5 protein-coding genes are annotated in these 13,974 nt (G+C 34.2%); 1 reads left to right on the forward strand and 4 read right to left on the reverse strand.

All coding sequences use genetic code 11. The features are described from left to right. Positions 1–58: 58 nt before the first annotated feature. Positions 59–3,973, reverse strand: coding sequence for a chondroitinase-B domain-containing protein (locus AWE51_RS22120; RefSeq protein ID WP_066318381.1), 3,915 nt, complete (start codon positions 3,971–3,973; stop codon positions 59–61). Between the two features lie 381 nt (positions 3,974–4,354). Between AWE51_RS22120 and AWE51_RS22125 the strand changes: the two genes are divergently transcribed. Then, positions 4,355–5,275 carry a GNAT family N-acetyltransferase gene (locus AWE51_RS22125; RefSeq protein ID WP_066318382.1) on the forward strand — a complete coding sequence of 307 codons (921 nt, stop codon included), beginning with the start codon at positions 4,355–4,357 and terminating at the stop codon, positions 5,273–5,275. Positions 5,276–5,349: 74 nt separating this feature from the next. Here AWE51_RS22125 and AWE51_RS22130 read toward each other — a convergent pair whose 3' ends face one another. The 3 genes from AWE51_RS22130 to AWE51_RS22140 form a co-directional block, all read right to left on the reverse strand. Then, positions 5,350–7,626: a fibronectin type III domain-containing protein gene (locus tag AWE51_RS22130; RefSeq protein WP_066318386.1), complete on the reverse strand. Its 2,277-nt coding sequence runs from the start codon at positions 7,624–7,626 to the stop codon at positions 5,350–5,352. A gap of 178 nt (positions 7,627–7,804) precedes the next feature. Then, positions 7,805–10,192: an Ig-like domain-containing protein gene (locus tag AWE51_RS22135; protein WP_066318393.1), complete on the reverse strand. Its 2,388-nt coding sequence runs from the start codon at positions 10,190–10,192 to the stop codon at positions 7,805–7,807. A 257-nt stretch (positions 10,193–10,449) separates the two neighbouring features. After that, positions 10,450–13,686: a M36 family metallopeptidase gene (locus AWE51_RS22140; protein ID WP_066318394.1), complete on the reverse strand. Its 3,237-nt coding sequence runs from the start codon at positions 13,684–13,686 to the stop codon at positions 10,450–10,452. Positions 13,687–13,974: the final 288 nt, after the last annotated feature.

A 13,974-nucleotide genomic window follows, 5' to 3' on the forward strand; every position in this document is an offset into this window, starting at 1 on the left:
ACTTTTTAATAAAATTAGGAGCGAGTAAGGATTTACCCGCTCCTATATAGCTTAATTCTTATTGTTTTACAACTTTTTTAGATCCTAACAGTTTGCCATTTGCACCTATAACCTGTAATATATACATACCTCTAGGTAGCTCTTGCGACAAATCTAAAGTAATGTTATTGTTATTTTGTAATTCTTTGTTTTCAGTTATTATACCTCCTAAAAGGTTAATTAAACGAACGCTAGAAACCGATGAAGATTCTTTGGATGATAAAGTAACTTGAAGCTGATCACTAAATGGATTTGGGTAATACGAAAAACCAACTGTTTTATCAAGCGATAAAGATCTAGATTGACCTCCTGCACAAAAAACTTCGAATTCTTCTATTGAAACCCATGGACCTGAATATCCAGAAGCGCCAGTTACTGTTAATTTAATAAATCGTGCTTCTTTAGCTGTAAAATCTCTTGTTATAATCGACCCTCCCTGGGTATTATTTCGAGCATCTGTAAGTGTTGAGAATCCAGAATTGGATGAGTCCAAAGAGCCTTCAACCAAAAACTGATACGCTCTATTTTTATATGGATGCACTTGTATTTTATCGATACTATAAACGTCTCCTAAATCAATAACCACGGATTGCGAATAGCTATTAGCAGACCAGCGATTAGAGGTATTACCATCAAACAGATTACTCGCGGGATGTGTAGATTGTTCATCACTAATACTAACAATAGTAGTATTTGCCGCTAAGTTAGCTCCTAAGGTACAGTTTGAACCTGGAGGTGATGTATCTAGAGTAAAATCAATCCAGTTGATATTCCATCCTCCTCCTGTGGCCAATACCCTTAGAGTTTGATCTCCTGAACCTAAAGTAACCGTAGCAGAAACTGTCTTCCAAATTTGCCAACCATTTGTTGTTGGAGTACTTACAGTGGTTAGTATCGTATTTCCATTACGTAATTGAAAATTCATAGTATTCGATAAAGAAGCTACCCTAAAAGAAACATCGTACGTCCCAGCAGTAGCTACATTTACGGTGTAATCCATATAGTCATTGGTGTCAATATATCCTACATTGAGTCCTCCGCCAGTATCCCCTGTATTTTCAGTTTGAATCCCATTTTGTAGCGAAAAGTCTTCTGCTTCAATTTTACCCGGTATAGCTAAAGCCGGACTTGGTACCGAAGAAATCATTAATGATGTAGTATCACTAAAATTACCATCGGTAGTGGTAACAGTAATAGTAACCGACCCTGCCGATAATGCTGTTACTACCCCATTAGAACCAACTGTTGCAATAGCCGTATTGCTACTCATATAACTAACACTTTTATTACTGGCGTCAGCTGGACTTACAGTAGCTGATAATTGTTGTGTTTCTCCCACTACAAGTTCTGAGTTTGGTGGATTTAATGTAACCCCAGTAACGGGTATTACTGCAGGTCCACCATCATTACCAAAAACCCTGAATTCGGTTAAACTTACCCATGAACCTGTATAACCAGAAGCTCCAGTAACTGTTACTTTTACAAAACGTGCGTTTACTGTTGAAAAATCATCTATAATAGGGCTAGTTGCTGTTCCCGGTGTGGTATTTGAACTTCGGTCAACTATTTGCGAATACGTTCCGTTTTCTGCTGTTGCTGTTTCAATAACATATTGATAAGCTCTGTCATTATAACAAACTAATTCTGTTCTCTCTATATTGAAAGCAGCTCCTAAATCCACAGTAAAAGATTTTGGAAAACCAGATACTGACCATCTTGACGTCGTAGATCCATCTACCAAATTTGCTGGTACATTTGCTCCATCTGCATTACCGGTAGCACTTACGTTTTTATTAAGTGCTAAATTAGTTCCTGTTGAAGGTGCCTTAACCGTTATAGTCATCGTATCTGTGAATCCTCCATCTACGGTAGTTATTTTGATCGTAGCACTACCTTGACTCACAGCTGTTACCAAACCATCAGAATTAACCGTCGCTATTGCTGTATTACTACTTTCATAACTTACACTTTGATCTGTAGCATTATTAGGAATTAATGACGGGGATAATTGTTGTGATCCTCCAACACTTATTGATGCGGTAGAAGGGCTCAATGTTACTCCTGTAACAGGAACATTGACAATGACTGCCGCTTGTGTGATACTAATAGTTCTTGTTAACCCACCTCCAGATACTGTAACGGTTCCTGATCGATCTGAATTACTTGTGTTTTCTGATACAGATATTGTAATACTTCCGTTGTTGGAACCTGTAAGTGGACTTACACTAATCCAAGTACTGGAATCAGAAACAGTCCAATTTACATTTGATGATATCGTAGCTGTTTTACTACTAGCAGACGCTGTAAATTGAGCTACAGCAGAAATGGATAATGTTTCTGAACTATTTGAGCATGTATTTATCGATGCTCCTGTAGCATTTAAAAAACATGCTCCAACATCTGTACCCACTTGATTATTTGTAAATGGAGTAAATACAACACTTCCGCTTCCTCCAGAAACTTCATGTGCACCAACATCCATATTGTTATTTGGACGTGAACGCCCTTCAATATCAAAATTTACTGTTGTACTATAATCACTTCCTGCTGCATTTGCTGCAGGTCCTGAGCTACTCGGTTTAAACGTTTCTCCATTGGCAGAAAAATTAGCATTTGCACTTGTGATTCCTGCATTTGAAATACCAATTGTGCTTCCCCCTGCTATATTGCCCACATATTGCATCCCTTGACCTGTACCCGAAATATCACCTGTAACAATATTGGATTGTGTTGTATAGATAGCATTATATGCCAATACACCTCTTGGATCATAACTTGATCTATCATTATAAAAAATAGGTGAATCAGAATTATAAATTGTATTAAAGGCTACAACAATATCATCTACTTTTTGATATCCATTACTTGTTCCTCCTGTTGTAGCAGAACCACCAACTAACGTAATTGGATTATTCCATTTATCTCCTGTACTAATTACATCTTGTATATAATTATTAGTAATTACATGAAAACTATCTGAAATACGTATTCCTCCCGTTCCTTCGACATTTTCTCCTAAAAAGAAATTACCGTCTACCGTTGCACGTGCTCCATGACGCAATACTAAGGAACCTCTACATCTTCTAAAAGTATTATTCTTGTATGTATTGCCTGCACTTTTATTTGTTATTATTTCGTTTTCACCATCTGCTTTAAAAAAATAATTACCCTCTACTGTGGTACTTGCACTTTTATTTTGAAATTCACTAGTTCCTACTCTTATGGTTTCACTATCTCCTGCATGAGTAGTTCCCGATGGTCTTTTAACATAATTATAGAAATAATTATTTCTTATCATATGCCCAACTGGATTTAGGTCATTATACTCCAACTCGACTAGTACTAAGGCTCCTGGACTATTTTTATTTAAAAAAGAACAACTTTCTACAGTATTGTTTGTCCCATATAATACGATCCATCTATGTTTTGCTGTTCCGTCTGGAGTTAAATTATTGAAAGCACAATTTCTTATTGTAGAATTGTTGGCATATACACTACCTTTTCTAAATTGTACATGATTATTCGTCCCCGTTCCTTCTTTCCAGTAAAACCCTTCAATGATTACAAAATCTCCAGAGATATTCATAGTAGTTTCACCAGTAAAAATAACCCCTCCTGGTGTCTCTGCCTTTAAAATAATTGGGTTTGAAGATGTGCCATTAGCAGTAAAGCTTATTCGTTGATCAGCACTGTATGTCCCATTGGTCCATGTTACCACATCACCTGGTGAAAGATTAAGATTATTAAATTGACTTGCAGAACTTACAGTAAAGTCTGCCCCAAAAATATTTCCGAAAGAAAGAAAAGCTACCACAAGCAAAAACATTTTAAAAAAAGCTTTGCTCGTTTCCATCATTATTAAATTAGAGTTACTAATTTTTTGTTGCCAAATAGATTCATTAAAAATGAATGTTTTGTGTTGTAATTGTTCCATTTTAAGATTTTAGTGTTTGTGTTTAAATTGGTCAACCAATTATTAAATTCACAATATACTACTTTTATAATAAACCACTTACACATTCATAAATATTTATGTTAATAAACTAAAGAGTTTTTATTTAATTATGATTTCAGGTTTAAAAGAGCCAATACTCTTACCTATTTTGTAAGGTTCAAACACTTTTTAATTACTCCTTTAATTTTACACTGTTCGCGATTTTAAAAATTTCTTTTCTCAGTAAAACTGAAATTCTATTTCTACTACGGTCAAATTTTAATACGTTTATATACTGTTTTCTCTTTCATAAAACTATTTTTACTTCTAAGTTTTAACTCTTATTCACAATCTTAGATTAACGATAATTCTAGTATAACAATGGTTTCAAAAACGATATTAACAACTAGCAGACTTTCTCTTCGAGAATTTGATATAAATGATGCTTCTTTTATTTTGGAACTACTAAATTCTCCTAATTGGTTACGATTTATTGGAGATAAGGGAGTTAAGACTATCGAGGACGCTAAAAACTACCTCAAAAATGGTCCTATACAAAGTTACCTGAACAACGGATTTGGACTTTGGTTAGTTGAATTAAAAGGTACAAATACTCCTATAGGTATGTGTGGGTTAGTGAATCGAGAAATATTGGATAATATTGATATTGGTTTTGCTATGCTCCCTAATTATATGGGATTAGGTTATGGTTTTGAAATAGCTTATGCCACATTACATTATGCAAAAAGTAATTTAAAGATTCCAAAAATTATCGCTATTACTGATACTAATAACATCGCATCTATAAAACTTTTAACCAAAATTGGTCTTCGATTTGATAAAACTCTAAATCTACCAGAAGGTGATAGTCTTCTTGTTTTTTCACCGCCAAAATATAATAATGATCTAAGTAAAATCGACAAATTAACTACATCTTTTTTTAGTCTTTTCTCAAATATTAATGGGCAAATTCCAAATGTAAAAAAGGTTAAGGATTTGTTTATTACACAAGGAATATTAATAAATAACTCAAATGAATCTCAAGAAATCTATAACCTAGAAGATTTCATAATTCCAAGAGAAGAGATATTAACTAATGGAACACTTGTAGATTTTAATGAATTTGAAATTTCATATACAACCGAAGTATTTGATACGATAGCGCACCGCTTCAGTCTTTATCAAAAATCTGGAAAGTCAAACGGAATTCCTTTTGAGTCTAAAGGTATGAAGACTATACAATTTGTCAAGATAAATCAAAACTGGAAAATATCCTCAGTAGTTTGGAGTGATCAAACATAACCACGAGAAATAGAAACAGCTACTAATTATGAAATTAGTAGCTGTCTTATTCTAATGATTAAAAATTACAATTTCTATCTTTTCAAAAGTCTTTTGGTCTTTATTGTTTTTCCATTTTCATCATTAATCTTTAACATGTATATGCCTGATTGACTAATATTAGGATTCAATTTTATATGGTCATTTTGTGATATCGGCAAGATGCTTTCTTTAAAGATCAAACTCCCACTAACGTCATATATAATAACTGTATATTTTTTATCAGTTCTTAGTAAAGGCAAATCTATACTTATAATGCTATCAAAAGGGTTTGGATGTATTCTAAATGTTGTGATAGTTTCTTTTAAGGAAGGAGGAAAAAACATTCCATTTGTATTTTTACCTGTATTTCTTGTTGTACCGCAAGCGCCTAGTAATTTCCAATCAGATGGAATACGTTCGAATAAATTACCTTGATAAGTAACTTTATCACCTTCTACATAGTTTACACCACTTTGCCAAGGTGCTATTCCTGCACAAATATCAGGAGGTGTATTACCATCTGTGGTATAGTTTACCAGTAACCTTGCTGCTTTACTTGCTCCTCCTTCATATGAATCTGCGACTCTTTTTGCTGATGTACTTGTGAGACTTACCCCTTTTCCTCTTACAATAAAACTTGCATTATTACCAGATGTCCATCCACTTTTGTTTACCAAGCTTTGCACCATAGTCTTCAAATTAGGTGAACGCTGACGGCTTCCGCTTTGATTACTAGTCCAAGATTGTGGTCTCCATGTAACCTTGCTTGAAAAAGTTGTTCTTCCTGATACGTTATTAGATGAGGAAAATGATGGTGAGTTACTACTATTATGTAATGCAATCTCTAACTCTGCATTACTACTATTACTTTCATCTGCAGTAAACTGAAGATACGCACTCGTAATTGTAGCATTTTTTGGTAATCCTAAAGATTGAAAACGTAACCCTACTACCTGATAACTCGTATTACTTGAGTCATAAACTAGTTCTAAATCACTGCTATTAGTATACAAACTTCCATCTTTTTCTTCCTCTACATCATCATTACCATTACTAATGGCTACTTCTATACTTCCATTATCTGGGTTTGGATCCACAATGGTTCCTTTGTTGATAGTGACTACGCTTCCGTTAGACGGTCTCCAAATATCTAAATTAGCAGGTATTGCAAATACATTATTATTTGAAACTGATCCAACCTGAGAAGCATTATCAACCTTTATTGTTCTTGCTTCGATCTTGCTTTCGCTAACAAAAATCCATTTAAATTGATTAAATCTAGAAGAATTCCGTGTCCAACTTTTATTATCATTATTTGATCGTAGTGGTGCTCCCCAACAACCTTCTCCGACGTATACTGTACCGTTCTCATTATCTCTTTTAAAGCCTTCATCATTTCCTGAACTTGTAGATGGACGAAGAGGCCAGGTTGTTTTTACAGTATGTGCATCACACTCTACTACAAGTTTTACTCCTTTATCATAAAAAAGACGTGCCCAATTACTATACTGGCTATTTCCTTCTCTTTTAGAAGATACATGTGGACGCATTGGTTTATGGTACTGTGCCATTTTCCAAACTGTATTTGTATTAGCATTTAAATCATTACGTAACCATGTTGTTTGACTTCCTGAAATAGAAATCTCTGTATTAAGTGTATATGTTCTAACTAGGTTTCTACCAAAAGTAATTGCATAATACACACTTGATGATGGTACATCAAATAAATTATAAATACTATTATTACTATCTTCATGATTTCCCCTTGCCGCTATGATCGGAAACATTCTTCCATCGCTAGCAATTGTTAATTGCCAGTCGTTAAACCACGTTCTCCATTCTGAACTACTATCACCATTAGTCATATCACCACCAAATAATACAGCATGTGGTTTCAATTTTGCTACTAAACTATTTGCATTACGCCTTGGAGTTCTATTATTTCTAGAATCCCCTCCCGCAATAAAAGATAATCTTCTATTATCTGAAGGTGCAGTTTTAAACCAAAAACGACTACTTGTACCTTGACTATCTCTTATGACAAAATAGTACGCTGTATTTGGAGTCAATCCTGTAAGCCTTGCAAAAGTATTATTCATACTTTTATAAGAAACGGTTCTGCTTGGTGCTTTTGAATTTGGATAATTTCTATAATTTGTGCCATAATCTGTTGTGCCATAATACACGACTGGATTACTGCCAGATGTTTGGTCCCATCCTATTACTATCGAAGTTGCAGGATTTCCTCGTAATGTTAATCGATATTTACCATTAGAAGCCTGAGTTTGCAATCCTATAAGAATTGCAAACAGAAAGTAGAGTTTTTTCATTTTTAAGAGTTAAGGTTAGTGACATCGAAGATAATGATACTTTGTTAAAAAGTTGTTTTACACTTATTAATTTATCTTAAATTTAATTTAAATATAAAGAACCCTAAAAAACTCTTAACCCTTTGTTTATATAAGGAGATCGAAATGGCCGCCTTTACTTTTTTTTACTTATAACACACTAGTTTTTAACAACTTGTCTCCTTATTAACAAACCTCCTTTTGAATCTAAAACTTGTATAATATAAATTCCCTTATCTAAAACCTCTGGACGAATGCTAACATTATTATTCTTAATACTTTTGTTTTTTGAAAAGACCATTCTGCCGTTAGTATCATAAATATGTACCAAAACGCTATTTACAGTTAATGGTATAGTTATATTTAACTCTTGATTAAATGGATTTGGATAAATTTTAATTTCTTTTAAATCCTTACTATTAGTCTTATTTATTGTAGTAATAGTATTACTTTTTTGATTTATATTCTCTTTAATTTCTCTATTAAGGCTATAGTTTATAACTAGTCTAGCTGCTTTATTAGGATCTCCTTCATAGGAATGAGCAACACGCTTATATTTTGTTCTATATGTACTTTTTCCTTTTCCTCTAATAATAAAACTCATACTATTACCCGGTATCCAACCATTTCTATTTACTACTTGTTGCACCATACCTTTAAGATCAGGAGTTCTTTGTTTAGTGCCTGATTCATTTGAACTCCATGTATCGGGTTTCCATCTTATTTTATTTGAAACCACTCCTCTACCAGAAACATTATCTCTATCCGTAAATCTTGGTGAGTTATCACTATCATGCAATGAGAATTCTAACTCGGCTCTTTTTCGATGGTATTCATCTGCTGTAAATTGTATATACGCCTTATTAATAACTGCACCTTTTGGAACCGTAATATTTTGAAAACGGATACCGACTTTTTGAAAACTTAAAACATTACCACTATCATACACCAGTTCCAGATCACTACTGTCTACATACAATTTTCCTAGAACATTCTCTTCTACATCATCAAAACCATCAGATACTGGAATAGTAAGATTTCCTGAAAATTGCCCCACATTTATGGTAATTTCTTTTTCTGTACACAGTTCATGATTATCAAAAGCAATAACTTTGATTTTATGCACCCCATTAGAAAATGTTCTAAGTGCACTATACGGGGCTACATTATCTGTTTTTATCAAATTTCCATCAAGATAGAATTCAACTTTAGTTATCTGCCCGTCGATATCTGCTGCATTTGCTGAAATTGTATAAATATTACCTCCTGGTAAGTTTTGTCCTTGATTAGGTGAAGTAATTGTTAGTTCGGGTGCTTTTAAGTTCTTATTAATTATTTTTATGACACTCCCGTTTGAAGGATTCCATATATCTAAATTACTCGGAATCTCAAAAACATTATCATTAGACACTTCTGCAACGTGTATAGCATTGTCTACTTTAATGGTTCTTGCTTCAATCTTAGCTTCGTCTACAAAAATCCATTTAAATTGATTGAATTTACCAGAATCTCTAGTCCAACCTTTAATATCATCATTCTCTCTAAGAGGTGCTCCCCAACCTCCTTCTCCTATATACACAGTACCGTTATCATCTCTTTTAAAACCTTCTTCACTACCCGAACTAGTGGACGGGCGAAGTGGCCAAGTACTTTTAACAGTATGGGCATCGCATTCTACCACTAATTTCACTCCTTTATCAAAGAATACTCGAGCCCAATTTGCGTATTCGATTAGATTTTCTCCTTTTGAAGATACATGAGGTCTAATTGGAAAATGATATTGAGCAATTTTCCAAATAACATTCTGATGTGCATTTAAATCATTTTTTAACCAATCTGTTTGTCCTCCGGAAATTGCATTAAGAGAGTTTAAGGTATATGTCCGTAATATATTACGCCCAAAAGTTATTGCATACCGTATTTTGGAAGAAGGAACATCGAATAAATCTTCGATAGTACGATTACTTTTTTCATGATTTCCTCGTGCTGCAATTATGGGAAACATTCTTCCGTCATTAGCAATTGTTAATTGCCAATCATCAAACCAAGTTCTCCATTGTGAATCACTATCATTATCTGTCATATCACCGCCAAAAAGTACAGCATGCGGTTTTAATTTTGCTACCAGGCGGTTTGCATTTTGTCTAGGTGCTCTATTATTTCTTGAATCCCCACCTGCGATAAGAGAAAATTTGCCATTCTCTAATGGTGCTGTTTTGAACCAAAATCGCTTGCTTACTCCTTCACTATCTTTAATCACAAAATAATATGCCGTATCTGGGTTTAGTCTTGATAACCTCACAAAGTTATTATTCATACCTCTGTAGTTGACTATTCGACTTGGTGTAATCGAATATGAATAGTTACTATAATTTGTTCCATGATCTACAGAACCATAATATACTGTAGGATTGGTACCAGAGATTTGATTCCACCCTATCACAATAGTTGTGGCAGGATTCTCTCTCAATGTTAGTCGGTATTTATCATTAGAAGCATGCACTTGTACACCTATCAGGACTACAAGAAGTAGGTAGATTTTTTTCATGGTTGTATAGCATTAGGTTACAATTATAAAGTTAACTCATAACGACACAATACCATACCACGACTCTAAATCTTAATCAATTATTAAATCAGATAACCAAGGCTTTTACATAACATAACAATGAATTGAACTATGATTAACATATCTTAATAAACCGTCAATTATATATTGAAAATAAAAATACTGCCATTTTATAAATAAAAAAAAGACCATCAAAATGATGGTCTTTTTAATTTGAAATATCTCAACGAATCGAATTATTGAATAATAAAGCGTTGTGTTGAGTCTTGCACTTTAAGTATATACATACCTGCCCCCAGACGGCTCACATTGATAGAGCCACTATTATTTAATTTTCCTTTTCCAACAACTTGTCCCATAATATTTATTATAGAATATGGTGTTTCTGATAATTGTTTACCAGAAATAGATACTTGTAATGAGCTTCCTTTAGATAATGGGTTAGGATGAACTCTCATTGCAAACGCTCCTTCATTTTCTGTTCCTAAAGTTGGTGTTGTAGGACCAAAACTTGCCACCACAGATGATCCTGGACAAGATCCTTCATAAATCTTCACATTCGAGAATACAGAAGTGTTTCCAGAACCAGCGTCATTATCATTAATAAATACTAATCTATCCATACTACCTGTATAGAAATTACCAACAGGTATTGTATACGTAGTAGTACCACCAGCATAATTATCAAAATCTAATACTCCATAACTTTGAGTACCGTGAACTTTGAAATATCGAGTTTGTGTTAGTGTATTATCATCTTCGAAACCAACTGCATGGATTTCTCCTTGAGCTGTACTGCTAAAGTCAAACTCTATTACAGTATTTGCCGTAACAGTATAGTTAAGAGCAATAAATTTCCAAGTATTATTTGACATTGATAATCCTGCACCTCCATTAATAACTGTTGCATTATTACCTGTTGCTGTATCTTGATTAGAGAAAGGAGAGATTGTGAAATCATTAAAACTTAGTGCATCACAAGTTGGGTCAGGATTTCCTGTACCATCCTGAATACTAACAGCATCTATAGCTATATCACTTTGCCAACCTTGACCTCCATCACCAGTTAGTACATTAAATCGTAATTGTACACTAGCGTTTCCTGCATATGCAGAAAGATCAACGTCTGCAGCATTCCAGTTAGTTCCTTGAGCTCCAGCTCTATTAAATACGCTTACCCAGTTTCCGGTATTATCGGTTCTTGCTTCTACGGTTAATGATTCAATAGCACTACCTACCATATGGTATTGGAAAGTAAGGCTAGGTGACGTAAGTCCGCTAAAGTTTAAACAAGGTGAGTTTAATATTGCTCTTTTGTTAGGGAATCCAGTACCATTACCAGATGCTTCTACATAGATATATGTACTACCATCTACTGCACTACTTGGTCCTGTTCCGTTTGATGGAGTACCACCAGAGTTTCTAGTGAAGTTTAAATCATCTCCTGAAGTAGCATCTTTCCATAACCCTAAGTTTGTTTCAAAACTTTCAGCAAATGGGAATGATGTAACATCTCCAGTACAATCATCTCCGCCTGGTCCAGGTCCACCACCATCACAAGGGTTTACAAATGAAACCGTTTGATCAGTTTGACCGTTAGAACCGCCATTATTATTTTCGTTAGCATCTTGACCAACTCCTCTTTCTGCAAATGCTTTCCAGATTAAACATCTGTATTGTCCGTTATATAAATCTTGATCAGCTTGAAGAATACCATCACGACCAGAAACGAATCCAGGATTGTTTGCAGTATTTTTTAATCCTTCGATTACTAATGCCATTGCGATATTGTTACCGCCTGTACCATTATAAAAATCTGGATTAAACCCTTCTTGATCAATTAGCGCCCATGTCATATCCCATAAAATAGTTGCAAAAGCATATCCTACTCCATGAGGTCTTGCTAAACCACCTATATCTGCATAATCTGTATTATTAATAGATCTGTTTGTAGAATATCTTGTAGGACGAATTCCTGCTCCATCAACTGGTTGCCCTAAAACGTAAGGTCCAACTCCTCTACCATCGGTTCCTCTATCTCCTGCTTTCATAGTAAGCATTAATCCGAACCAATCAGACCATCCTTCTCCCATTTGCTCAGATCCACCAAGTGTATTAGAATTTCTACCACCTACTAATCTTGTAGAAATACCATGACCATATTCATGCGCAATTATAATATTATCGAAACTTCCGTCTCTTCCTGGGTTTGTTCTATTCCATAGGAACATTTGCATTCTTGGATTACTTCCATCAGGTGGTGTACCAAAATTAGCATTATTTGTTCCACTTCCATCTTGTGCATCAGCATTTACAGAATCACTTCCTGATCCACCATTACCGTAGTTATTTTCTTGAAAATTACCACTAGCTTCATCAAAACCATACTGATACCATACATCATGCATAATATTGTTCCAGTAAAATAAGTTGGTAATTGAAGCATCTCTATAATTACTTGGTGCCTGGTTTAAATTTACTGGGAAACTAAAATCTAAACTACTGCCTCCACTTGGTGAAAAACCTGTTCCGTTGTTTCCATTACTATCATCTTGAGCCCAAACATTATTACCTCTAGTAATAGTAAACTCTGCTCCTGCACTACCATTTGTATCATGCCATCCAAATGGAGAAGCTGTTGTATTTGCAGGATCTGTTACTATAGATCTATTTCCTTCATCAGGACTTCCTAATGGCATTGCGTAAACGTTATATGAATCTGGTGCCAATGCCGCTGTAGCCGCTTTAGTTAAAGGACCTATTTTATTAGCATCAATTAGTACTGATTCGTTATGGTCGTGAGATTCATGACCAGGTGCATCAAAGTTACAAGAGATTACCCAGTTGTTTTCATGAAGTATTTCATTAGTAGAAATATCAACATAACTATCCCACCAGTTTTCTCCTCCTTTTTCATATAAGTTTACATTCCAAGCAAGGCGTAACTCATTATTATGATATACATAAACCTGCTTAGCTGTAATTGCTTTTTCATCTTCTGTTATCCCAGAATTTTTAAATTCAAAAACATCATTTCCGTTTTTTTGGATAACCGCTTTTGAAAGACTTTTTGGTTGAGCAAGATTATGCATTCTTGCCACAACTCCAATTGCTGCTTCTGGTGTACTAGAAGATTTAGCCGCTACTACTTTAGAAGCTGCATCTTGAACAAATTGATTTATTGCATAAGTAACTTGTCCATTTTCTACAGAAACTTTATATGTTCCGTTTACAATTGGTGTTCCATTAAGGTACTGTGTAATATAAGCATGAACTAAACCTGGTTTTAAGGATGATGCTGTACTTGTGATTTTAAATTCTGAATAATCATTAGTAGTTGAAGATTTTGCATCGTTAGCTGCGGCAGCTTCTGCTTTGAAATGGTTAAGGACAGCTGTTTCTATGTCCTGTTGTGCAAAAAGTGTTTGTCCGATTAAAAGAATTAATACGGCAAACGAGTAGACTTTTTTCATAAAAATTAGTATTTGAGTTTGTGTATAACAAAATTAAAGAAAATCTAATGATATTTAACAATCACTGAGAAAGACGTATTAAATTACCATAAATTAACACATATATTGAACTTTTTTTATTAATGTTGTTAAAAAAACAACAACGAGTCTAAAAATACCTATTAACTACTACCAACACTGGGCTAACTCAAATAATCAAATCCATAATATTCAGAATGAGGTATTTAAAATAATAATTATCCCTTTTTTGTATTACGGTAAACCTGTCGAATTAAATTTTAAAAAAAA

Origin of the sequence: Aquimarina aggregata (genome assembly GCF_001632745.1) — a bacterium.
In the GTDB taxonomy this organism is placed as follows: domain Bacteria; phylum Bacteroidota; class Bacteroidia; order Flavobacteriales; family Flavobacteriaceae; genus Aquimarina; species Aquimarina aggregata.